The organism is Microbacterium tenebrionis (assembly GCF_020682665.1).
In the GTDB taxonomy this organism is placed as follows: Bacteria; Actinomycetota; Actinomycetes; order Actinomycetales; family Microbacteriaceae; genus Microbacterium; species Microbacterium tenebrionis.
Map to the genome: position 1 here is coordinate 86,077 of NZ_JAGTTM010000001.1, position 22,118 is coordinate 108,194.

The 22,118-nt window shown below is 68.0% G+C and carries 20 protein-coding genes and 2 pseudogenes; 13 read left to right on the forward strand and 9 right to left on the reverse strand.

The window, feature by feature from the left end:
- Window positions 1-34 precede the first annotated feature (34 nt).
- The 3 genes from KEC56_RS00495 (at window position 35) to KEC56_RS00505 (ending at window position 2,224) form a co-directional block, all read left to right on the forward strand.
- On the forward strand, window positions 35-949 hold the full coding sequence (locus KEC56_RS00495; RefSeq protein WP_227529375.1) for an EI24 domain-containing protein: 915 nt from the start codon (window positions 35-37) through the stop codon (window positions 947-949).
- Entirely contained in the window at window positions 942-1,715 is a 774-nt protein-coding gene (locus tag KEC56_RS00500) for a DNA-formamidopyrimidine glycosylase family protein (protein ID WP_227529376.1), read from the forward strand. The genes KEC56_RS00495 and KEC56_RS00500 overlap by 8 nt, the downstream gene beginning before the upstream one ends.
- Window positions 1,716-1,816: 101 nt before the next feature.
- A complete protein-coding gene (locus tag KEC56_RS00505; RefSeq protein WP_227529377.1) occupies window positions 1,817-2,224 on the forward strand; it encodes a transferase in 408 nt (135 codons plus the stop codon).
- 88 nt (window positions 2,225-2,312) lie between these two features.
- Here KEC56_RS00505 and KEC56_RS00510 read toward each other — a convergent pair whose 3' ends face one another.
- Genes KEC56_RS00510 through KEC56_RS00520 form a run of 3 tightly spaced genes read right to left on the reverse strand, consistent with a single transcriptional unit; the run spans window position 2,313 to window position 6,022 of the window.
- Complete coding sequence (locus KEC56_RS00510; protein WP_227529378.1) at window positions 2,313-4,145, reverse strand: PhnE/PtxC family ABC transporter permease; 1,833 nt, start codon at window positions 4,143-4,145, stop codon at window positions 2,313-2,315.
- Window positions 4,142-5,038 carry a phosphonate ABC transporter ATP-binding protein gene (gene phnC, locus KEC56_RS00515; RefSeq protein WP_227529379.1) on the reverse strand — a complete coding sequence of 299 codons (897 nt, stop codon included), beginning with the start codon at window positions 5,036-5,038 and terminating at the stop codon, window positions 4,142-4,144. Before phnC ends, KEC56_RS00510 begins: the two co-directional genes overlap by 4 nt.
- A 42-nt stretch (window positions 5,039-5,080) precedes the next feature.
- Complete coding sequence (locus KEC56_RS00520; protein ID WP_227529380.1) at window positions 5,081-6,022, reverse strand: PhnD/SsuA/transferrin family substrate-binding protein; 942 nt, start codon at window positions 6,020-6,022, stop codon at window positions 5,081-5,083.
- A gap of 147 nt (window positions 6,023-6,169) precedes the next feature.
- On the opposite strand from KEC56_RS00520, the gene KEC56_RS00525 reads away from it, so the two are divergent.
- Window positions 6,170-6,781, forward strand: coding sequence for a LysR substrate-binding domain-containing protein (locus KEC56_RS00525; RefSeq protein WP_227529381.1), 612 nt, complete (start codon window positions 6,170-6,172; stop codon window positions 6,779-6,781).
- Here KEC56_RS00525 and KEC56_RS00530 read toward each other — a convergent pair.
- Window positions 6,778-9,315 (reverse strand): ATP-dependent Clp protease ATP-binding subunit, encoded by a 2,538-nt coding sequence (locus KEC56_RS00530; RefSeq protein WP_227529382.1) that lies wholly within the window; start codon window positions 9,313-9,315, stop codon window positions 6,778-6,780. The genes KEC56_RS00525 and KEC56_RS00530 overlap by 4 nt on opposite strands.
- 116 nt (window positions 9,316-9,431) lie before the next feature.
- On the opposite strand from KEC56_RS00530, the gene KEC56_RS00535 reads away from it, so the two are divergent.
- The gene (locus tag KEC56_RS00535; RefSeq protein ID WP_227529383.1) at window positions 9,432-10,172 is read left to right on the forward strand and encodes a glutamine amidotransferase-related protein; all 741 of its coding nucleotides are present in this window, start codon (window positions 9,432-9,434) and stop codon (window positions 10,170-10,172) included.
- Here KEC56_RS00535 and KEC56_RS00540 read toward each other — a convergent pair.
- Entirely contained in the window at window positions 10,138-10,596 is a 459-nt protein-coding gene (locus KEC56_RS00540; RefSeq protein ID WP_227529384.1) for a glutaminase, read from the reverse strand. The genes KEC56_RS00535 and KEC56_RS00540 overlap by 35 nt on opposite strands.
- Window positions 10,597-10,670: 74 nt before the next feature.
- Between KEC56_RS00540 and purU the strand changes: the two genes are divergently transcribed.
- From purU to KEC56_RS00575, 7 genes are all read left to right on the forward strand, one after another.
- Window positions 10,671-11,534 carry a formyltetrahydrofolate deformylase gene (purU, locus tag KEC56_RS00545; protein WP_227529385.1) on the forward strand — a complete coding sequence of 288 codons (864 nt, stop codon included), beginning with the start codon at window positions 10,671-10,673 and terminating at the stop codon, window positions 11,532-11,534.
- A 153-nt stretch (window positions 11,535-11,687) separates the two neighbouring features.
- Entirely contained in the window at window positions 11,688-12,338 is a 651-nt protein-coding gene (locus KEC56_RS00550; RefSeq protein ID WP_227529386.1) for a hypothetical protein, read from the forward strand.
- Between the two features lie 33 nt (window positions 12,339-12,371).
- Window positions 12,372-12,740: a hypothetical protein gene (locus KEC56_RS00555; RefSeq protein ID WP_227529387.1), complete on the forward strand. Its 369-nt coding sequence runs from the start codon at window positions 12,372-12,374 to the stop codon at window positions 12,738-12,740.
- Complete coding sequence (locus tag KEC56_RS00560) at window positions 12,706-13,974, forward strand: glutathione-independent formaldehyde dehydrogenase (protein ID WP_227529388.1); 1,269 nt, start codon at window positions 12,706-12,708, stop codon at window positions 13,972-13,974. Before KEC56_RS00555 ends, KEC56_RS00560 begins: the two co-directional genes overlap by 35 nt.
- Window position 13,975: 1 nt before the next feature.
- Entirely contained in the window at window positions 13,976-14,545 is a 570-nt protein-coding gene (locus tag KEC56_RS00565; RefSeq protein WP_227529389.1) for a type 1 glutamine amidotransferase domain-containing protein, read from the forward strand.
- Entirely contained in the window at window positions 14,542-14,844 is a 303-nt protein-coding gene (locus KEC56_RS00570; protein ID WP_175985107.1) for a putative quinol monooxygenase, read from the forward strand. The genes KEC56_RS00565 and KEC56_RS00570 overlap by 4 nt, the downstream gene beginning before the upstream one ends.
- 142 nt (window positions 14,845-14,986) lie before the next feature.
- A complete protein-coding gene (locus tag KEC56_RS00575) occupies window positions 14,987-16,117 on the forward strand; it encodes an NAD(P)/FAD-dependent oxidoreductase (protein ID WP_227529390.1) in 1,131 nt (376 codons plus the stop codon).
- 1,062 nt (window positions 16,118-17,179) lie between these two features.
- Here the strand turns inward: KEC56_RS00575 and KEC56_RS00580 are convergent.
- The 3 genes and pseudogenes from KEC56_RS00580 to KEC56_RS00590 form a co-directional block, all read right to left on the reverse strand.
- A complete protein-coding gene (locus tag KEC56_RS00580) occupies window positions 17,180-17,878 on the reverse strand; it encodes a potassium channel family protein (RefSeq protein WP_227529391.1) in 699 nt (232 codons plus the stop codon).
- Complete coding sequence (locus KEC56_RS00585; protein WP_227529392.1) at window positions 17,871-19,202, reverse strand: TrkH family potassium uptake protein; 1,332 nt, start codon at window positions 19,200-19,202, stop codon at window positions 17,871-17,873. The genes KEC56_RS00580 and KEC56_RS00585 overlap by 8 nt, the downstream gene beginning before the upstream one ends.
- 195 nt (window positions 19,203-19,397) lie before the next feature.
- Window positions 19,398-19,972 (reverse strand): annotated as a pseudogene (locus tag KEC56_RS00590) (recombinase family protein).
- Window positions 19,973-20,134: 162 nt separating this feature from the next.
- On the opposite strand from KEC56_RS00590, the gene KEC56_RS00595 reads away from it, so the two are divergent.
- Window positions 20,135-20,929: an alpha/beta fold hydrolase gene (locus KEC56_RS00595; protein WP_227529393.1), complete on the forward strand. Its 795-nt coding sequence runs from the start codon at window positions 20,135-20,137 to the stop codon at window positions 20,927-20,929.
- A gap of 20 nt (window positions 20,930-20,949) precedes the next feature.
- Here the strand turns inward: KEC56_RS00595 and KEC56_RS00600 are convergent.
- Window positions 20,950-21,974 (reverse strand): annotated as a pseudogene (locus KEC56_RS00600) (IS30 family transposase).
- Window positions 21,975-22,118: the final 144 nt, after the last annotated feature.

A 22,118-nucleotide genomic window follows, 5' to 3' on the forward strand; every position in this document is an offset into this window, starting at 1 on the left:
CGATGACCGGCATCGACACGCCTACGCTGGACTCATGATGCGCGAGTTCGCCGCCGGCGTCGGCACACTGCTGCGCGGGTTCCGCATGTGGAAGTCGCACACGAGGCTCCTCGCCCTCGGTCTCATCCCCGCGTTCATCGCCTGGGCGGTCCTGCTCGCCGCGATCGTTCCGCTGCTGATCTGGCTCGGCGACATCACCGACTGGATGACGCCGTTCGCCGACGGGTGGACGGCGCCTTGGCAGGGCATCCTGCGGTTCGGGCTCGGCGCGGTGATCGTCGTCGCGGCTCTCGCGCTGTCGGCCGCGGTCTTCACCGCCCTCACTCTCACGATCGGCGACCCGTTCTACCAGCGGATCTGGAAGGGCGTCGAGCGCTCACTCGGCGAGGACCCGACCGGCGAGTCCGGCTTCTGGTCGACCGTCGGCGAGGGCATCCGGCTCATCACGATGGGAGTCCTCGTCGCCCTGCTCACCCTCATGATCGGGTTCATCCCGGTGGTCGGCGGGGTCACGGCATCCATCATCGGCGTCATCCTCAACGGCCGCCTGCTCGCCCGCGAGCTCACCGGCCGCGCGTTCGACGCGCGCGGCGTGACGGGGCACTCGCGATCCGGGATGCTGCGCACGGGCCGAGCCCGTGTGATCGGCTTCGGCGTAGCGACGCAACTGTGCTTCCTCGTACCGTTCGGTGCGATCGTCACGATGCCCGCCGCGGTCGCGGGCTCGACGCTGCTCGCACACGATCTGCGTCGACGCGCTGCCTACGGCGGTCAGGGGGCGCAAGAGGTGGCCAAGGAGCGGCGCACCAAACCATCTGCGACTCCTCCGGCAGACGCCAGCGCCGAAGCCCCCGGCCAGGGGGCGCGAACGGCCGTCATCCCAGCAGCAACGCAGCCGAATGCGACCCCGCCCGCACCACCTCCGCCCCCAGCGAGTCCGCGTGCCTGAGGGCGACACCGTCTTCCGCACCGCTCGGCGTCTCGATGACGCGCTCGGGGGGCAGGAGGTCACCCGTTTCGACCTCCGCGTGCCGCGGGCAGCGACCGCCGACCTCACGGGCGAGACGATCCACGGCTGCGTCCCACACGGCAAGCACCTCCTGCTGCGCATCGGCGAGTACACGCTGCATTCGCATCTGCGCATGGACGGCGCCTGGTTCATCTACCGTCCCGGCGAGAGGTGGCGGCATCCGGCCTTCAAGGCTCGCGCGATCGTCGGCACCGCCGAGCGCGAAGCCGTCGGCGTCGACATCGCCGACATCGAGCTCGTGCGCACGCGCGACGAGGACGAGCTCGTGGGACATCTCGGCCCCGACCCGCTCTCCGACGACTGGGACGCCGCGGAAGCAGCCGCCCGCGTGGGCCGCGACGCCCGCAGCATCCATGTCGCCCTCCTCGATCAGCGCAACGTCGCCGGGTTCGGCAACGAATACGCCGCCGAGCTGCTGTTCCTGCGCGGCATCCTGCCGACGACACCGGCTGCCGAGGTCGACACGGCCGCCCTCATCGCCCTCGGCGCACGCACGATCCGCGCCAACCGCGACCGCCCGGACCGCACCTTCACCGGAGTGAACAGGCCCGGTCAGACGACCTGGGTGTACGGGCGGGCGGATCGCCCCTGCCGCCGTTGCGGCACCCGCATCAGACGCGGCGCGCAGGGAGCCGATCCGACCCGCGAACGCGTCACCTTCTGGTGCCCGAACTGCCAGCGCTGAGCCTTCGACGGGCATCAGGGACCGCTCATCCCCAATGGGGAATGAAAAGCGCACTCCCGTGGTTGTTGATATATCCGGGAAGTTCCGGACTGGGAGGAATCTTGGGTAAGAACTACATCGATATCGAGGACGACCAGGGCACGACGCTGCGCTACCGCAAGCACGTCAACGGCCGCGGTCTCGTCGCGCATGGCGCGAAGGTGCATCCGAAGGCCGTTGTCGAAGTCGGCGCCTATATCGAACCGGGGGCCCGCGTCGGCGCGGGAGCCCGAGTGGTCCGCGGGGCGTGGATCGAACCGGATGCCGTGATCGGCGAGAACGCGTACATCGACGCCCATGCGCACATCGGCCAGGGCGCCGCGGTCGGAGACGGGGCCCACATCGGCGTCCGCACCGACATCGGCGCGGGGGCGCGCATCGCGCGTGGAGCGAAGATCGGCGATGACGAGACGGTCGCTGCAGGGCTCCGCATCGCCACCGACCGCAAGGGCCTGTGGCTGGCGGCCTGATCGCCGCGCATCCATCTCACGAGACTGGAAGGCCGCGCCGAGACTGCGTCGATTCGACGCTGTCTCGGCGCGGCCTTGGTGATTCGAGCTACTTCAGTGCACGACGGATGAGGATCGACGCGCTCTCGACGAGCACGACCATGCCGATGATGACGAGCACGTACGCGAGCACCTCATCGAAGTGACGCCCCTGCAGCGCGTTCAGCAGCAGGAAGCCGATGCCGCCGGCTCCGACGATGCCGAGCAGCGTCGCCGAGCGGATGTTCTGCTCGAGCAGGTACATGAGGTGGCTGACCATCGCGGGCACCGACATCGGCATCGTCGATGAGAAGAACACCTGGGTGCGGGTGCTTCCGCCGGCGGCCAGGGCGCGTTCCGGGCCGTTCGGCACCTCTTCCATCGAGTCGCCGATGAGCTTGGCGAGCAGACCCACGCCTCCGATGCCCAGCGCCAGTGCGCCGGCCTGCGGTCCGATGCCGGCCGCGATGATGAACAGGATCGCCACGACGAGGTCCGGGATCGCGCGGATCACGAGTGCGATGCCGCGGAAGGTGTTGCGCACCCAGCTGTTCGGGGCGACGTTGCGTGCCGAGAGAGGCCCGACCACGGCTGAGATGATCGCGCCCATGAGCGTCGCGGCGAACGCGATCTGGATGGTCGTGATGACGGCGGCCATGACGTCCGCCCAGCTGCGGCTGCCGAAGTGCGGCGGCCAGATCGCACGATCGCGCTCCGGGTCGACGAGCTCGTTCCACGACGGCGCGAGCATCTTCGTCACGTCGGGCGCGGCGTAGACGAACGCCGCGACGACGACGAGCACGCCGATCCAGATCCACAGCGTGTTGCCGAGGCGGTTGCGGTCCCAGGGCCGGTGCATGGCCGCCTCGATACGGGCGTTGCGGTCGAGCATCCGGATCGTGGCGGTGCTCACAGCATCCGCCTCGCCCGCCTGGCGACGTGAGACGGCCCGCGCGACCGTGTCGCCGAGTCCCCTGCCGGTCGGCTGGACGCCGAGCAGACGCGTGCGCAGCAGCGACGAGACGATCTCGAACAGCACGCACAGCACGATGATGATGACCACGAGCGGGATGACGCGGCGCATGCCCGCCGGTCCGCCGTGCAGCGCCTCGTCGAGCTCGTAGCCGATGCCGACGACGCCCACGACACCGAGGATGACGGTGCCGCGCAGGTTGATGTCGGCGCGGTGCAGCGTGACCGCGACCCAGGCGGGCAGCACCTGCGGCACGACGCCCGACCAGAACTCCTGCGCCTTCGATCCGCCGGCCGACCGGATCGCGAGCCGCGGGCCCTCGTCGATCTGCTCGATGGCGTCGGCGAACATCTTCGAGATCATGCCGACGGAGTGCAGGCCGATCGCGACGATCGCCGGCAGGGTTCCCGAGTTGAACCACAGGAACGCGAAGATCACGACGAACACGATGTCAGGGACTGCTCGGGCGATGACGCCGATGCCGCGGCACACCGCCATCACGAGCGCGTGCGGTGTCGTGTTGCGGGCCGCGCCGTATGCGACAGGCACCGAGAGAACTGCGGCGAGCGCGGTACCGGCGACGACGAGCGCGAGAGTGATCACGATCGTGAGGAGCATCTCCCAGATCGGCTCGAAGCCGACCCAGGTCGTCACGTACGCCGTCGTCCCATCGGCGAGGCGCTCACCGGTGACCTCCCACCCCGGCCATTGCATGGGCGTTGCCATGCCGAGGAACCGGGCGATGTTCTTGCCGGTCGTGTCGAGGCTCTTCAGGCTGTAGTCGAGGCCGATGAACGACCAGACCCCGAGGGCGAGGATCGCCACGATGACCCCGTACGAGACGACGGTCGACAGGCGCGGTGCCGGGCGCGGCACGTTCGCGATGCGTTCGGCGAGGCCGGGCACCGGCCGAGAGGCGACGGTGGTCACGCGGGCTCCTCGTTCGCGAAGTCCTCGGCGAGGCGCTCGCGTCCGGCGCTGCGCTCGGCCTCGCGTTCGCGGATCTGCTCGCGGGCCTCGGCGAGCTCCTCTTCGAGGGCCTCGATCTCGCCGGTCGTGGTCGCGACGCGGCCGTAGATCTCCATGACCTGCTCGCGGCTGAGACCTTCGGTGCGGGTGTCGAGCACGACCTCGCCGGCGCGGAGGCCGACGATGCGGTCGCCCCAGCTGAGGGCGAGGTCGACCTGGTGCAGCGAGCAGATGACCGTCAGCGATCGCTCGGCGGCGATCTCGCGGATGAGCGACATGACCTGGCCGCTGGATTCGGGGTCGAGCGATGCGACGGGTTCGTCGGCGAGCAGGATCTCAGGGTCCTGCATGAGTGCGCGCGCGATCGCCACGCGCTGCTGCTGCCCACCGGAGAGCTGGTCGGCACGCTGATAGGCGAACTCGAGGAGCCCGACGCGGTCGAGGTGCCCGAGCGCTTTCTCGCGCATGGCGCGGGGGTAGGTGAAGATGCCCACACGCGGGCCGCGCAGCGACGACAGCCCACCCGTGAGCACGTTCTCGAGCACCGTGAGCGCGCCCACGAGCTCGAACTGCTGGAAGATGAAGCCGATCCGGCCGCGGAGCGCGCGCAGGTCGCGGCCGCGCAGCGCCGCGACCTCTTCACCCAGCGAGGTGACGGTCCCCGCGGTGGGGACCTCGAGTCCGTTCACGTGACGCAGGAGCGTCGACTTGCCCGAGCCGGAGAGCCCGAGCAGGACGACGATCTCCCCCGGTTCGACGGACAGCGACACCCCCGTGAGCGCCCGGGCCTTGGCTCCGGGGTAAGTCTTGCCCAGATCGTCGATCCGGACGGCGAGGGTGTCGCTGTTCGTCATGGCAGTGGCTCCTGGCTGTGTCTACGTGATCGGAGAGCTGGGTCAGGCCCGGCAGGCCTCGACCTCGTCGGCGATCTCGGAGCAGAGCGTGCGGATCAGGTCGTAGTACGCGTCGTCGACCTTTCCGAAGCCGAACCAGCCGTCGGTGAGGAACTCGTTGAGCTCGACGCCGGCATCGGTCAGGTCGGACTGCGTGCTGTCGGCGAGGGCCTCGGTCAGCTGGTCCTTGACGTCCTGCGGGAGTGTAGCCTGCATGACGATGGGAGCTGCGGGCACGAGCACGCGGGTGACCTCTTCGAGCTCACCCGACTCGATCAGCGGGTCGGCGTCGATGTCCTGGGCGAAGCCGACCTGGCAGTCGGTGCCCTCGGCGACCTTGCGGGCGTTGAGGTCGTGCTCCTCGCCGAAGAGACGGTTGTCCTCCGAGACGGTGACGCCCGCCTCGAGCAGTCCGCCCATGGGAACGGCGAAGCCCGAGGTCGAGGTCGGGTTCACGAAGCAGACCGGCTGGTCGGCGAAGTCCTCGAGGGACGTCACGTCGGTCGAGGCGGGGTTCTTCACGGCGACGGAGTAGTAGCCGGGCTCGGCACCCTCCTGCGTGATCTGCGCACCGATCGGCTCGATCTCGGCGCCGGCGTTCTGCGACTGGTAGTAGGTGAATGCCGAGATCTGCGCGATGTCGATCTGGTCGGCGGCGAGGCCCTGCACGACAGCGGTGTAGTCGGTCGCCTGGAAGAACTCGACGTTCTTGCCGGTGATCTCGGCGATCCAGTCGGCGATCGGCTGGGCATCCTGGTCGGCGCCCTCGTGGTCGGGCAGAACGGCGAAGACGAGGGTGTCCTCGTTGCCGGAGGCGAACGTTCCGGACGCCTCGTCGGAGCCGCCGGTGGCGGAGTCCGCGGTACCGGCGGCACACGCCGACAGGCCGAAGGCGAGGGTGAGACCGGCGGCGATCGCGAGACCGCGCTTGAGGGTGGACTGCATGGAGGAACCTTTCGAAGGTGCGGGTGCAGGGTGAGGTGGTCGGCAGAGCGGCCGACGTGACGATCCAAGACAGGCCCGGCGACGTGCGCGGGTAGAGAGCTTGACGGAGCCGTGAACTGGACGTGAACAGCCGAGTACCCTGAACGCATGGCCTCATCGCCCCCGTCCCGCCCGCGCACCTTCCGCCTCGGCGCGGTCCCCGGGGCGACGCCCGGCAAGTGGATCGACACCTGGAAGCAGCGGATGCCACGGGTCTCGCTCGAGCTCGTGCCGATCGAGGCAGCCTCGCAGCGCGCGGCGCTGGAGGGGCTGGATGCCGCGCTCGTCCGCCGCCCTGTCGATGACCCCGACGAGCTGCACGTGATCCCGCTCTACGAGGAGGTCACGGTGGTCGTGGCATCCGCTGAATCGCACCTGATGGCCGCCGACGAGCTGACAGCCGACGACCTCGCCGGGGAGGTTCTGATCACGCCGGCCGACGACGTGCTCGGCCCGTTGGGGCTCCCGACGGCCGAGCCGAAGTTCCCTCAGCTGCCGACGACCGCCGATGCGGTCGCCACGGCCGCCTCAGGCGTCGGCATCGTCGTCGTGCCGATGTCGCTCGCGCGCCTGCATCAGCGCAAGGATGCCGGGTACCGGCCGCTCCTGGATGCGCCGACGTCCTCCGTCGGTCTCGCCTGGTTGCGAGATCGAACGACGGAGGACGTCGAGACGTTCATCGGGATCGTCCGCGGCCGCACCGCGAACTCCTCCCGCTAGGCGACGAGCACCGGCACTTCGACGCGGAGCTCGTCGCCTGCGGCGTCCACCCGCACGGAGCCGCCGTCGGCGAGCTGCCCCGACACCAGCAGGTCGGCGATCCGGTCGTCGAGCTCGCGCTGGATCAGCCGGCGCAGCGGCCGGGCCCCGTACTCGGGCTCGTAGCCGTGCTCGCCGAGCCAGTCGACCGCGGCATCCGTCACCTCGACCGACACGGAACGCGATGCGAGCCGCGCCGTCGTCGCGCCCAGCATCAGGCGGACGATCTCGCCGAGCTCGGCACGCGAGAGCTTCTGGAACAGCACGATCTCGTCGATGCGGTTCAGAAACTCCGGACGCATCGCCTCACGGAGCTTTCCCATCACGCGTGCCTTCAGGTCGGCCGCGGACGCGAACCCGTTCGCCGAGGCATCCGAGCTCGACACGAACCCAAGAGCGCCAGAGCGCGAGGCGAGGAACTCCGATCCGATGTTCGAGGTCATCACGATCACCGTGTTGCGGAAGTCGACCGTGCGGCCCTGGCCATCGGTGAGCCGCCCGTCGTCGAGCACCTGCAGCAGCAGGTTGAACACGTCGGGGTGCGCCTTCTCGATCTCGTCGAACAGCACGATCGAGTACGGGTTGCGCCGCACGCGCTCGGTGAGCTGCCCTGCCTCGTCGAAGCCGACGTATCCGGGAGGGGCGCCGACGAGCCGCGACACGGTGTGCCGCTCGCCGAACTCGCTCATGTCGAAGCGGATCACGGCGTTCTCGTCGTCGAACAGGCGGTCGGCGAGAGCCTTGGCCAGCTCGGTCTTGCCGACACCGGTCGGGCCGAGGAACAGGAACGATCCGACCGGACGGCGGGCATCGCCCATGCCCGTGCGGCTGCGACGAACGGCGCGGGCCACGGCGGCAACGGCGTCATCCTGCCCGATCACGCGGGCGTGCAGTTCGGTCTCGAGGTCGGCGAGGCGCTCGCGCTCGCCCTCGGTGAGGCGGCTGGCCGGGATGCCTGTCGCACGCGAGATCACCTCGGCGATCTCGCGCTCGTCGACGATCGGCTCGGCGTCGTCGGTGCGCCCGGTGGATGCCGCGTCGATGCGCGCCTGGACGGCCGAGATCTCGTCGCGAAGACCCGAGGCCTCCTCGTACTTTTCCGCGGAGACGGCGGCGTTCTTGCGCGCCTCGAGTTCGGCGAGCTCGGCGAACAGGTCCGACGTGTCGACGGGCAGGCCGAGCTTCAACCGCAGCCGGGCACCGGCCTGGTCGATCAGGTCGATCGCCTTGTCGGGCAGCACGCGGTCGGGCAGGTAGCGCGCGCTCATGGCGACGGCCGCCTGCAGAGCAGCATCGGTGTACGAGACCTTGTGGTGGTCCTCGTACGCGCCGCGGAGACCTTCGAGGATCAGTACGGCATCCGCGGTCGACGGCTCGTCGACCTTGACCGGCTGGAAGCGGCGCTCCAGCGCCGGATCCTTCTCGATCTGGCGGTACTCCTTGAGCGTGGTCGCACCGACCATGTGCAGGTCGCCGCGGGCGAGGCGGGGCTTGAGGATGTTGCCGGCATCCATCGCACCGTCACCGGCGCCGCCCGCGCCCACGACCGTGTGCACCTCGTCGATGAAGACGATGATCTCGTCCTTGCGGGCTGCGATCTCGTCCATGGTCTTGGTCAGGCGCTCTTCGAAGTCGCCGCGGTAGCGGGTTCCGGCGAGCATGGCGGGCAGGTCGAGCGCGATGACGCGACGGTCCTTCAGCTGCGCCGGCACCGTGCCGTCGACGATCGCCTGGGCGATGCCGTCGACGATCGCGGTCTTGCCGACGCCGGCCTCGCCGATGAGCACCGGGTTGTTCTTGGTGCGCCGGCTGAGGATCTCGATGGTCTGCTCGATCTCGTCGGCACGGCCGATGACGGGGTCGAGCGCGCCCTCGCGCGCCCGAGCGGTCAGGTCAAGACCGTAGGTGTCGAGCATCGGCGAGTCGGATGCCGGCGCCTCTGCTCCGGCCTCGTCGCCGCCGACGGGAGCAGCGACGTGCTCGCGCACGCCCTGGGTGAGCGCCTCGGCCGTGACTCCGGCGCGGGCGAGGATCTGCCCCGCGGGCACGTCCTGTCCGAGCACGAGCGCGAAGAACACGTGCTCGGGATCGATGTAGGTGGCGCCGGAGGAGCGGGCGACCTGGTACGCGTGGAAGAGCGCGCGGCTGGCGCTCGAGGTGATCGTCGCGGCCTCCACACCGGCGGGCTCACCGGGCAGCGGCAGCCGGGACTCGACGGCCTGGATGATCTGCGCCGGATCTGCGCCGACGTTCTCGATCGCACGCGCGACGGCGTCGTCCTCGACGATCATGCGCAGCACGTGCAGCGCGTCGAGCTCTGTCTGGCCGCGCTCGAGGGCGAAGCGGCCGGCGCGCTGCAGGATGCGCTGCGTGCGCGCGGTGAGGAACCGGCTGAGGTCGATCGACCGGGACTGCCGAGCCTGCTCGCCGGCGAGATACCGGGCCAGGAACTCGTCGAACGAGCCGGCACCGGTGTCGCTGAAGTCGTTTGCCACGAGGGCCTCCTGAAAGTTAAGTGCTATTCACTCAGATACGGAACTTGAGTGTACTACGCTCAACTTCAACGCGGGGTCGCGTCGAATATTCCCACGGCGCCGAATAGAATTCCCTGGTGGCCTCGATCCTGTACGTCTGCGTGAGGCCGGAGCAGGGCGCGGCGGATGCCGAGCACCGGTCGTTCCGGCGCGCTCTCGGCGTACCCGGTCTCGATCGCTGGGATCTGCTGGACCGGCCCCTGGACGAGTCGGTCACGAATCGCTACGACGGCGTCGTCATCGGCGGATCGCCGTTCAACGTGGTCGCCGAAGAGCGCGACGACCTGCAGCGCCGCGTCGAGAACAACCTCGAGGCGCTCGCGCAGGATGCCGTCGACGGAAGACTCTCGGCGATGTTCACCTGCTACAGCATCGGCGTCGCGACGAGGATGCTGGGAGGAACCGTCGGCACGGCGGTCTCGGAGTCGACGCGCGCGACGAGCATCCACATCACGGCTGCCGCCGCGGACGACCCGGTGTTCGGACCGTCCGCGCCTTCGATGACCGTGCTGACGGCGCACAAGGAGGGCTCGATCGAGCCTCCGCCCGGAACCGTCCTGCTTGCCACGAACGAGGACTGCCCCGTGCAGGCGTACCGCGCTGGGGCCGGGTTGTACGCGACGCAGTTCCACCCCGAGGTCACACCGCAGGACTTCGTCGACCGCATGGCCTACTACCGCACGACGGGCTACTTCGACCCGCACGAGTACGATCTGACGGCCGAGCGCGTACTCGCCTCGGCGCCCACCGGCACCGACCTGCTGCGCCGCTTCGCGGAAACGCTCACCGAGCGAGCAGCAGCTCGACCTGCTCGCTGAGATACCCCTCCAGCGGTCGCCACGAATCCCCCGACCACCGCACCGAGACCACGCCGTCGCGCATCGCCAGCGGGCCGGACGCGCCGCCGGCATCCACGGCATCCAGCTCGATGACCGACCACCCGACGTGCACGACCTCGCCTTCGCGGAACCCGCCTCGCAGCGCCATCTGACGTCGCGCCGCGCGCTCGCGCGCCGACTCCGCCGTGTATCCGCGGCGTCCAGGGTCGGCGGCGCGGAGGACCTCCCCCGTCGCCAGCACGCGGTCGTCCGTGAGCAGCAGCACGCCCACGTGCCAGGCCTGGCCGATCCGCACGATGCGCTCGCCGCGCCAGCGCGAGGAGCGCTCCTCACCGAGGCCTTCCTTCGCAACGCCCGCGAGCGCGACCCGAGCGGCATCCAGCAGCGCTGCGGTCGTCGTCATCCGCCCAGGCTACCGATTCGCCGCCTCGACCACCGACGCGGCAGAATCGATGCACACCCCTGCAAGGAGCATCCATGCCTCAGACCGATACCGCACGCCTGCTCATCGCCTGCGATGACCAGCCCGGAATCGTCGCCGCCGTCGCGAACGTCCTCGCTCAGCACGGCGCGAACATCATCTCGCTCGATCAGCATTCGACGGATGCCGCGGGCGGGCGCTTCTTCCAGCGCACGGTGATCCACCTCCCAGGGCTCTCCGCGGCCCGCCCGGCCCTCGAGGCGTCGATCGACGAGGTCGCCGAGAGGTTCGGCATGGAGTGGTCGCTGCACGACACGTCGCGTCGCAAGCGCGTCGCGATCTTCGTGTCGAAGTACGACCACTGCCTCATGGAGCTGATGTGGCGCCAGCAGCGCGGCCAGCTCGACGTCGACATCACGATGGTCGTCTCCAATCACCCCGACCTGGCGCAGGCCGTCCGCGGGTTCGGTGTGCCGTTCGTGCACATTCCGCGCGGCACCGGAGAGGACGCCAAGGAGGCGATGGAGGCCCGCCAGCTCGAACTGCTGCAGGGCAATGTCGACCTCGTGGTGCTCGCGCGCTACATGCAGATCCTCACGGACGACTTCATCGAGAAGGTCGGCGCCCCGGTGATCAACATCCACCACTCGTTCCTGCCGGCGTTCATCGGCGCGAACCCGTACGCGCGCGCCAAGGAGCGCGGCGTGAAGCTCATCGGTGCGACGGCGCACTACGCCACGGCCGACCTCGACGAGGGTCCGATCATCGAGCAGGACGTCACGCGCGTCACGCATTCCGAGTCGGCTGCCGAGCTGCAGAGCCGCGGCGCCGACGTCGAGCGTCTGGTGCTCGCGCGGGCCGTGCAGTGGCACGCGGAGGACCGCGTGATCGTGCACGGCCGCTCGACCGTCATCCTGTAACGACTACAGGACCTTCGCGAGGAAGTCCTTCAGCCGGTCGCTCTTGGGCGAACCGAACAGCTCGGTGGGCACAGCCTCTTCGACGACGACGCCGCCGTCCATGAACACGGTGCGGTCCGAGACCTCGCGGAGACATGCGTCTACGCTGGGCGGATGCGAGTATACGTTCACAGCGCAGGCCGTCAGGGGCGCGACGCCTGGCCTTCGGCTGAGGGCGAGGAGTCGCGTTTCGCGAGTCTCGACTTCACCGGGCCGATGGAGCACAACGTCGATTCGCTCACAGCGCTGACCCCGCGCGATTCAATCGTGTTCGCGCACTCCGCCAGCGCCGTTCCCGTCTTCCTCGCCCTGCAGGCTGAGGTGCTCGCGCTGCGCGCACTCGTGCTTGTGGAGCCCGGACTCTACGACATCGCCAGAGGCACCCCGGCGATCGAACGTCACGTCGAGGCGATCACCCGCGCCCGAGCCCTGTCCGCCGCCGGTGACCTGTTCGGCTGGTGGTCGATCGTGCGTCCCCTGATGTTCGGCGGCCCAGCCGAGCGCTCGCAATGGGATGCCGAACGGGATGCAGCGGCGAGGTTCGAAGCCAAGCAGCCTCCCTGGGGCTTCGGCGTTGAGGCATCCGCGATCGCCGGCGTACCGACGCTCGTCGTCACCGGCGGATGGAATTCGGAATACGAAGCGATCGCCGATGCTCTGACGGAGCGGGGCGCCGAGCACGTGCAACTGCGGGGGAACGAGCACCGGCCCCAGGATCATCCCGAGTTCGCGGCAACGGTGGACGCATTCCTCGGCGATCGATGATCTGACGCGCTCAGCACCTGCCAGCACGGGTCCGTGCGGATCGTCGGCAGTGTCTCCCTCGCGATCGCAGCGACGCTTGCCGGGCTGTTCGGCGCTCTGATGCTCGGCGCCAGCGCAAGCGGCGCGCAACTCGCCGCTGATTCGCACAGCCGCGTTGGTCGACACAGGGCCGCGCTGACGACCGCGGTCGTGACGCTTACCCCTTTGCGGTACCGCCTCATCATCAGAACCGCTGTCAACGTCAACGAGCACAAGGACGAATGGCGCGACCACCGCAAGCGTGTACAGCGCGTATGCCCTGGGATCGAGCAGCGGACCCGGGCATTATCCCGGCTCGATCGCTACACATCAACTCAAGGCGAACCCCTTGACTCGTGGTTCCTGGGGGCGTTGGCTGTCTAGCGAGGGGCCGGCGTCGGAGAGGCCTTGCGAGAAAGACATCGAGCAACGCGATCGGATCGGAGCAGACATGAAAGCAGTGGTGTACGAGGGACCCCGTCAGGTCAGCACGAAGGACGTCCCGGACGCGAAGATCGAGCGACCCACCGACGTCCTGGTCAGGGTGACGACGACGAACATCTGCGGCTCGGACCTCCACATGTACGAGGGGCGGACCTCCTTCGAAGTAGGCCGGACGTTCGGTCACGAGAACATGGGGGAGGTCATCGAGGTAGGTAGTGGCGTGGAAAAGGTCAGGGTCGGCGATCGGGTTGTGCTGCCGTTCAACATCTCGTGCGGGTTCTGCAAGAACTGCGAACGCGGCCTGACCAACTACTGCCTCACCACTCAGCCCGACCCATCACTCGCCGGTGCGGCCTATGGGTTCGCCGACATGGGTCCCTATGGCGGTGGCCAGGCAGAACTGCTCCGGGTGCCTTTCGGTGATCACAACGCGCTGCGCCTGGGCGAGGATGCGGAGGAGAAGGAGAACGACTACGTCATGCTCTCCGATATCTTCCCCACCGGCTACCACGCCACCGAGATGGCCGGCGTGATCCCCGGTGACAGCGTCGTGATCGCCGGGGCGGGTCCGGTCGGGCTGATGGCCGCCCTGTCCGCGACGATCAAGGGTGCCGCAAAGGTGATGGTGGTCGATCGCCACCCTGACCGGCTCGCGCTGGCCGAGCAGATCGGCGCGATTGCCATCGACGACTCCAAGGTCGACCCCGTGCAGGCTGTGCTGGACGAGACGATGGGGCTCGGAGCTGACCGCGGTTGCGAATGCGTGGGCTACCAGGCCCACGATCCCCAGGGCAACGAGGACAACGCCGCCACCCTGAACATGCTCATCAACTCGGTCCGCTTCACCGGAAGAATCGGCACCGTCGGCGTGTTCGTCCCCCAGGACCCGGGGGCCAAGGACGAATTGGCCAAGCAGGGCAAGGCGGCCATCGATTTCGGCACACACTGGTTCAAGGGGCAGACCATGGGAAACGGACAGGCCCCGATCAAGCGGTACAACCGACAGCTGCGGGACTTGATCGCGGCTGGCAAGGCGACCCCCTCGTGGATCGTCTCCCACGAGATCTCGCTGGACCAGGCTGCCGATGCCTACAAGAACTTCGACGCCAGGTCCAAGGGTTGGACCAAGGTTCTCATCAAGCCGGGCATGTCAAACGGAAAGAAGGAAAACTGAAATGGCAGCTGATCTTCAGGGCAAGAGGGTCGCGATCCTCGCCGCCGACGGAGTCGAGCGCGTTGAGCTCGAGCAACCCCGCGAAGCACTGGAACGGGCCGGCGCTCAGACCGAGGTCCTCTCGATCCACGACGGCGAGATCAAGGCCCGTGAGAACGACCTGGATGAAGCGGGCACGTTCACCGTCGACGGGTTGGTCGCCGACGCCTCGGTGGGCGACTTCGACGCCCTGCTGCTTCCCGGCGGCACGGTGAACCCCGACCAGCTCCGGGTCGACAAGGACGCCGTCTCCTTCGTTCGCGAGTTCGTCGAGAGCGGCAAGCCCGTGGCGGCGATCTGTCACGGACCGTGGACGTTGATCGAGGCCGGCGTGGCCGCCGGTCGCACCCTGACGTCGTTCCCGAGCATCCGCACGGACCTGCGCAACGCTGGTGCGGACGTCGTCGACCAGGACGTCGTGGTGGATGGGAACCTGATCACCAGCCGTTCGCCGGAGGACCTGCCGGCGTTCTCCGAGGCGATAGTGACCCAACTCGCGGGCACCACGACAAAGGAAGAGGAGAAGTCATGAGTGTGACCAAGGGATTGCTGGTCAAGTTCGACGCGTTGCCCGGGAAGGAGGACGACGTGAAGGAGTTCCTTGACAGCGGCCGTGCGCTTGTTGAGGACGAGCAGGCGACCACCGCGTGGTTCGCCATCCGTCTCGGACCGTCCTCATTCGGGATCTTCGACGTGTTCCCCGATGACGCCGGCCGCGACGCGCACCTGTCCGGCGCAGTTGCGACCGCTCTCGGCGAGCAGACGGGCAAACTGTTCAGCGAGCCGACGATCGAGAAGCTCGACGTCCTGGGCTCCAAACTCCCCGCCTGACACCACAGACCGGGAGTACTGGCCCAGGAAGGAGGGGTCGTTTGCGCGCGGTGGCTTCGGGCTTGCACAGCCCGCTGACGTCGTGGCAGCGGCCCCTTCTCTTGCGTCCTACCGCTAATCACCGACAGATCGGGGAACCGCGATGACAGGAACTGACGACGGCGTTGCCACGACGCGTTCACCCGAGGTAGCAGTGATCGGGGGCGGGATCGTCGGTCTGTCGACGGCGTACGCGCTACGGGAGCAGGGCGTACCGGTGCGCTTGTACGAGGCTGGTGTGCCCGGGACGGGTCAGTCCGCAGGCGAGTCGCGGATCTTCCGGCATGCCCACGACGACGCGCGACTCGTCGCTTTCGCGCGCGAAAGCCGCGGCGTATGGGATGAGTGGGCCGAACACTTCGACGTCGAGCTGGTCTCATCAGACGGTGTCCTGGCGATCGGAGACAGCGCCCTGGCGCGGCTGCGGGTGCTCGACCAGGTCGGCGGCGTGGAAGCGCACGAGATCGACGCGGCCGAGGTCCCCCAGTGGATGCCGCTGCTCGCTGGGTATTCGGGGCCAGCTGTGCTCGACGAGTCGGGCGGCGCGATCCGTACCCGAGCCGCGATCACGGCACTCACCGGTGCCCTCGCAGATGCCGTCACCACAGGTGAGGTCATCTCGATCGATCCCCGCGCCGACGGGACGGTCGAGGTGCGCAGCGTCGCCGACCGGGCTGTCTACTCCAAGGTGGTCGTGTGCGCCGGCCGCGAAACCGCCCGCCTGGCACGCAGTGTCGGCCTGTCGCTGCCGATTCGGCTTGCCGCACACGTCAGGCTGACCTTCGATGTGAAAGCCGCCGCCCCGCCACGAGTCGCGTGCCTGCAGGACAGCAGCGGCGTCTTCGGCGAAGTCGGCGTCTACGCGACGCCGCTACCGGGCAACAGCAGCTATTCGGTCGGACTCAGCGACACCGTCGGCGTCCGCGACGACGGAACTTTCATCGACCCGGCGGCGATTAGATCGCTGGACGAACGCGCACGCGAATACGTGACACGGGCGCTGCCCGGTCTCCACCCGGAGCCGCGCGACTTCCTTCACTGCTGGGTGACCGATCTCCCGTGGAGTGAGGACGGCGTGGCCGTGTGGGAGGCAGGCTCTGTCCTTTTTGTGGCCGGTCACAATTTGTTCAAGCAGGCACCTGCGCTGGGTCGCGCTCTTGCTCGGGCTGCGACCGGCGGCGGTCTCCGCGCCGACCTCACGCCCGAAGCGCGCCTCGGCGAGGCCCAGAGCTAGGGCGTGTCTCCCAATCGCGGGGGGTGACCCGCGATTCTGGCCGGCAAACTGTCGAGAGTGCCGCGGTCCGAAGGTTGTCCGCTGGAAGAGCGACCAACCAAGAACGTGAGCGTCAGCGCTCATCTCACGCCACGACCGCCGGGCGGCGTCGCGCGACGTCCGGTCCAGGAACGCGTGGTCAGCTGCGGCGACGATGATCTCAGCGAGGTTGATCGTCGCGTCGCTGATCGACGAGACTTGCACGGTCCGCGGCGTCGAGTGGCGTGCTCTCGAGAAAGCCGTGGTACTTGTCCATCTGTGCGTACGTCTCCGTGAGGACGGTCAGACCTCGCTCGCGCCGCACATTGCGATCCTCGGATTCCAAGATCCAGACCGCTTGGGATGCGCCGACGAGGGCTCCTCGCAGCACAGTGAAATGTGACGAGGGATACAGCCGCTGCTGAGCTCACTTTCGCGCCGGGGCTCCTCGACGCGATGAGTCCTGAGACGCCAGCGGTTAAGATCGGCCGCTGTATCGAGTATCTGGATCAGACTTGCTCGCTGGGCTGCGGTGAGGACCATGGTGGGCACGTTAGCAACGAGGATGTGCACCCGCCGAAAACGATCGTTTTCGGTCGTGTCGCGTCGATAGGGCAGGTTGTCGTCCCAGAAACGGCCGCCGGATCGACGTTTCGGAGGAGGTTTTCGGTCGGCGCTCTGGCCGGCTTAGGCGTCCATTCCAGGTGCGTTGGGTGAGCCATCAGCATCGCGTGGCCACACGACGAGTACGACGACCTCATCGAGCCCCTTGTGGCCACGCTGCAACACAAACCTCGCCTCGAAGAACTCACCTCCGACGTGCACGAGCTCATGAGCGTGCATTACGGCCTGCCCGCGCCACATGGATGCCAAGACGCCGCAGCCGCGCTCCTTCGCTTACCGTGCGCTGGATAGGCGGTTGCGACCAATTCACCCCGGGCGCCAACGACCCCGCGGACGCGGCCAGCAATCACGGAGAGCCCGGGACGCCGGCGACGACGGGTTAGCAGCCGGCCGCGTGTGAGCATGTTGTGTAGGCAGTGCTCAGGTGAGGGCCGCGAACTTCTCGGTCTGTTCAACGGGTCCGATGACGATGAGGAGATCCCCGGCCGTGATGACGGAGGAGGCTCCCGCTGCACGCCACTCCCCGTCTGCGCTCTTGACCTTGACGATGGTGACCCCGTAGCGGCGTCGGACGGCTGCGTGCTCGAGTGTTAGTCCGACGATGTCCTGCGGAGCTACGGTCTTGGCGACGACGAGGTCGCGGTCGAATTCGACGTAGTCGAGCATCGCGCCTCGCACGAGGTGAGCGACCCTGCGGCCCATGTCTGCTTCGGGGAAGACCACGTGCTCGATGCCGAGCTGTTCGAGGATCAGCCCGTGCTGCTCGCTGATGGCTTTCGCCCAGATTGAGCGCACTCCCATCCGTTTGAGCAGGGACGTGGTGAGGATGCTCGCTTGGATGTCCGACCCGATGCCGACGACGACTCGGTCGAACTGGACGACACCGAGCTGCTCGAGCGCGACTTGCTTCGTCGAATCGGCGCGGACGACATGCGTCAGCACACCGTTGAGGGATTGCACCGTGTCCTCGTCGGTGTCGATGCCGAGGACCTCTGTGCCGGAGCGCGCCAGTTCGGTGGCGAGAGCGCCACCGAATCTTCCTAGACCGATTACCGCGACGCTCGTGGCCGAGGAGTCTTTCGGGCGTCGACGGCTGAAGAAGGGGGTGTGGTTATCCAATGATCGGACGCTCCTTCGGGAGTTCGTACATGCGTTTCTGGGTGGTCAGTGCGAGGGCGGACCCCAGGAGGACCGGCCCCAACCGTCCGATGAACATGAGGGCGACGAGAACAAGTTGTGCCGTGTCGGGCAGGTCGGCGGTGATTCCTGTCGACAGTCCCACGGTTGCGAAGGCTGAGATCACTTCGAACAGGACACGATCGAACCCGAATGGGCTCATCAGCATGATCGCCAGGGTCGACCCGACCACAAGCGCCACCGCGAGCAGCGCCACCGTCAGTGCTTCGCGATGCGTGGAGCGGGGGAGGCGCTTCCCGAACATGTTGACGGCAGTGTCTCCGCGTAGTTCCGCCACGATGATGAAGAAGAGGACGGCGAACGTGGTGATCTTCAGCCCACCGGCCGTGCCCGCGGGGCCGCCGCCTATGAACATGAGGATGTCGGTGACGAACCAGCTCTCGCCGTGCATCTGCGACACGTCGATCGTGTTGAACCCCGCTGTACGTGGCATCACTGACATCGTCAACCCGGCTAGGAGTCGGCCGGCGGGGTCGAGGGGGCCCAGGGTGCCAGGGTTAGACCACTCCAACGCCGTGAGCGCGATCGCGCCGAATGCCAGGAGGATGGCGGAGCCGATTACGACGGTCCGGGTGTTGAGCGTCCACAGTCGCGGGAAGAGAATCCGGCGTCGGAGCTCCATGATCACGGGGAACCCGAGTCCGCCCAGGATGATTGCCGCGCAGATGGGCAGGCAGATCCACGCGTCGGTGACGAAAGACATCAGGTTGTCGCTGAACAGCGCGAACCCAGCGTTGTTGAAGGCGGAGACTGCGTGGAAGATGCCGAGCCACGCGGCGCGACCTGGTTCTTCCGAATAACCGAGCCAGAACCGCAGGAACAGGATGAGGGCGACAGCGGCCTGCACCGTGACCGTGATGATTGCGACGCCGAGGAGGACGCGACGGACGTCGCCGACGGCGACGGTGTGGGTCTCGCTGACCGCAGTGAGGCGTGTACGCAACCCCAACCGCCGGGCGACCAGCAACCCAAGCAGGGTCGCCAGCGACATCACACCGAATCCGCCGACCTGGATAAGGGCAAGGATCACTGCCTGCCCGAACGGTGACCAGAACACGGGCGTGTCCACGATGATGTGGCCAGTGACACACAACGCGCTCGTCGCGGTGAACAAGGCTTCCATGAACGTCGCCGAACGCCCCTGCACCGCGACTGGCAGGCTCAGGAGAGCGGTCCCGAGCGCCAGGACGAGACCGAATGCTGCGGTAATGGCCCGGCCGGGCGTGAGGCGGAGGAATCGGCGCATCAACAGCACCCAGCAACGATCTCACAACGCAGGGTGTGTGACCTCAGCCGGGGCCACGTGTGACGAAGGTGGCGCCAAGAACGCAGAGACATTCGCCGCGTTTTCGGCGGAGGACCGGACCCTCGCGCACGTGGAAGCAGCAATTGAAACAAAGCTGCGCCGCGGTGAGCCCCCGTGCCGTCGAGCGTATCCGTGTCAGTTCGACTCGCGGCGGAGCTCGCGGTAGATGGTGGTGCGGGACACGTCGAACAGTTCCGCGAGTTCGGCTTGGGTGTGCTTGCCTGCGGCGGCGAGGTCGAGCAGATGTTTCCGCTTTGCTTTGCTCAGGGTGGGTTGGCGGCCGCGGAGTTTACCGGCGGCGTTGGCGATCTGCATGCCCTCCCGCGTGCGGGCCCGGATGAGGTCGGCTTCGAACTCCGCGACCATGCCGAGGACGTTGAACAACAGCCGGCCTTCCGGATCGTTCGGGTCGTAGACGGAACCGCCGATGCTCAGCGCGACGCCCTTGCTCGCCAGTTCGTCGGCGATGTCCCGCGCGTCCGGCAGCGACCGCGCGAGCCGGTCGAGCTTCGTCACGACGAGCGTGTCGCCCTCCCGCACCGCAGCGACGGCCTGGGCCAGACCCGGCCGGTCCCGGTTACGGCCCGTCAATCCGTGATCGACGTAGAGAGCCTCGCGCTCACACCGAGCGCTGCGAGCCCCTCACGCTGCGCCGCGACGTCCTGCCCAGCGGTCGAGACCCGCGCGTACCCGACCTTCGTTCCGCTCACCGGACCAGTGTTGCAGATACGGCACCGTCACCGCGCAATAATTCGTGCGGGCTATACGCGCATCCGTAGCCCAATGCTGACGCGGCTTCTTTTCATCCGAGGGGTGGAGCGGTGAACGACCGGCTATCGCGCGCAGGCCCCGAGCCGCTGTAGCTTCGTGGAATGGGTGAGGCGCGGCGTGCAGTGACGGTCGAGGACGGCACGACGATCTCGTATTCGGTCTTCGACGGGGCGGACCCGGCGGTCGTGATCTTGCACGGACTGGCAGGCAGCGGCCGCGAATTCATCCCGACCGCCCACGCGCTAGCCCCTCGGAGAGTGCTCCTGATTGACCAGCGCGGCCACGGGCTGTCCACACGCATGCCGGCTGAAGTGTCGCGCGCGGCGTTCGTCAACGACGTTGCCCGGGTCATCGAGGCAGAGGGAGCGCAGCCGGTGGACCTCATCGGCCAGTCGATGGGAGCCCACACGGCATTGCTCGTCGCGGCCGCGCACCCAGACTTGGTTAACCGCCTCGTGCTCCTAGAAGGCAACGAAGGCGGCGGGTCGGCGGAAGAACACGCCGCGCTCGGCGACTACTTCCGCTCCTGGGAGACCCCCTTCTCCAGCCGCGAGGAGGCGCGCGAATTGCTCGGCGGTGGCCCGCTGGCGCGAGCGTGGGCGGCGGACCTGGAGGAGCGCGAGGACGGCCTGTACCCGCGGTTCGCCGCCGACGTGATGGTTCGCGCCATCTCCGAGGTGGCGGTGCCACGTTGGAGCGAGTGGGAGAGCATCACCACGCCCACGCTCGTGGTCTACGCCGACGGCGGCATGTTCACCGAAGGGCAGAAAGCCGAGTTTGTCGCCCGTGGCAAGAACGCCAAACGGGCCGACCTCACCGGCGCGACGCACGATGCGCACCTGGACGCATTCGACCAATGGTCCGCCGCGCTACGCGGATTTCTTATCGCACGCTGAGGGATCCCTTTCACGCGTAGTCAGGTCATGATCGCGTCGAGGAGTCGGTCGTGGCTGGTGTCCCAGCCGAGCACCCGGCGGGGTCGTGTGTTGATCTTTTCCGCGATCCCGTCCAGATCGGTCTGGGTGAAGCGGGTCAGGTCGGCCTGTTTCGGCAGGTACTGCCGCAGCAGTCGGTTCGTGTTCTCGTTCGAGCCGCGCTGCCATGGGGAACGCGGGTCGCAGAAGAACACGTCGATGCCCAGCGTTTGGGCGATGCGTTCGTGCTCGGACATCTCGCGGCCGCGGTCCCACGTCAGCGTCCGCAGCAGCTCCTTCGGAAGGGTTCGGAGGTTCTGGACCAGGGCCGTGCGCGTCCGGCCCCTTGATCCCCGGCAGTCGCACGAGCCGGACCGTGCGCGTCGACCGTCCCACGAGCGTCGCGACCGCGCTCGGCCGTGCACCCATCACAAGATCGCCCTCCCAATGCCCCACCTCGTCCCGGTCCTCGACCTGAGCTGGTCGGTCGTGGATGGAGAGCATGTTCCGTAACCGGCCGCGCCCCTGCTTGGCGAGATCCACCACTCGGGCTCGTCGGGGAGCTGCGCCGCAGCCAGGCGGCGATCTGCTCCGGCGACCAATCGTCCGTGAGCTTCAACCGCACCAACTCACGCAGCCCCTCGCGCCGGTCCAGCTTCGACGCCTTCGGCCGGCGAGCCCGCTCCCACGTCGCCGCATCGGCATTCGCGGCCCGGTATGCGTCCCGGCCTCCGTTGCGCGCGATTTCTCGTGACACCGAAGACGCCGAGCGGCCGATCCTCGACGCGATCGCCCGAGCGGACTCGCCTGCGGCGATGCCCCGCGATACCTCCTCGCGCTCCACAAGCGAGAGTCTCAGAGCAGCACGACTCCGAGGCAACGGTCGGATGCCGCCCGTGAGCGCCAGGTGCCTTCGCACTGCCGCGGGGCCGCAACGGACGGCGCGTGCAATCATCCGCGCCGGTTCCCCGGCCCGCCATCTGTCCCAGATCGCGTCCTGTTGTTCCAATGTCAACGCCGAGCTCACGCGCCGCCTCTCCGATCGTCCACATCATCCCAGGGGTGGTGCGTTGATCGGTTGAGACCGCCATCGTTTCAGGCAGTCTCGTCGGCGACAACGACGAGGCGCGCAACACGCCAAGATCCGCCCCGCCGAAACCCCCTGTCGAAA

Coding starts and splice junctions, on each gene's coding strand:
- KEC56_RS00550 (WP_227529386.1), top strand. CDS start 11,688: ATGCGAGTATACGTTCACAGCGCAGGCCGTCAGGGGCGCGACGCCTGG.
- phnC (WP_227529379.1), bottom strand. CDS start 5,038: ATGACGAACAGCGACACCCTCGCCGTCCGGATCGACGATCTGGGCAAG.
- KEC56_RS00520 (WP_227529380.1), bottom strand. CDS start 6,022: ATGCAGTCCACCCTCAAGCGCGGTCTCGCGATCGCCGCCGGTCTCACC.
- KEC56_RS00570 (WP_175985107.1), top strand. CDS start 14,542: ATGAGTGTGACCAAGGGATTGCTGGTCAAGTTCGACGCGTTGCCCGGG.
- KEC56_RS00540 (WP_227529384.1), bottom strand. CDS start 10,596: ATGACGACGACCGCAGCGCTGCTGGATGCCGCTCGGGTCGCGCTCGCG.
- purU (WP_227529385.1), top strand. CDS start 10,671: ATGCCTCAGACCGATACCGCACGCCTGCTCATCGCCTGCGATGACCAG.
- KEC56_RS00595 (WP_227529393.1), top strand. CDS start 20,135: ATGGGTGAGGCGCGGCGTGCAGTGACGGTCGAGGACGGCACGACGATC.
- KEC56_RS00585 (WP_227529392.1), bottom strand. CDS start 19,202: ATGCGCCGATTCCTCCGCCTCACGCCCGGCCGGGCCATTACCGCAGCA.
- KEC56_RS00575 (WP_227529390.1), top strand. CDS start 14,987: ATGACAGGAACTGACGACGGCGTTGCCACGACGCGTTCACCCGAGGTA.
- KEC56_RS00565 (WP_227529389.1), top strand. CDS start 13,976: ATGGCAGCTGATCTTCAGGGCAAGAGGGTCGCGATCCTCGCCGCCGAC.
- KEC56_RS00495 (WP_227529375.1), top strand. CDS start 35: ATGATGCGCGAGTTCGCCGCCGGCGTCGGCACACTGCTGCGCGGGTTC.
- KEC56_RS00525 (WP_227529381.1), top strand. CDS start 6,170: ATGGCCTCATCGCCCCCGTCCCGCCCGCGCACCTTCCGCCTCGGCGCG.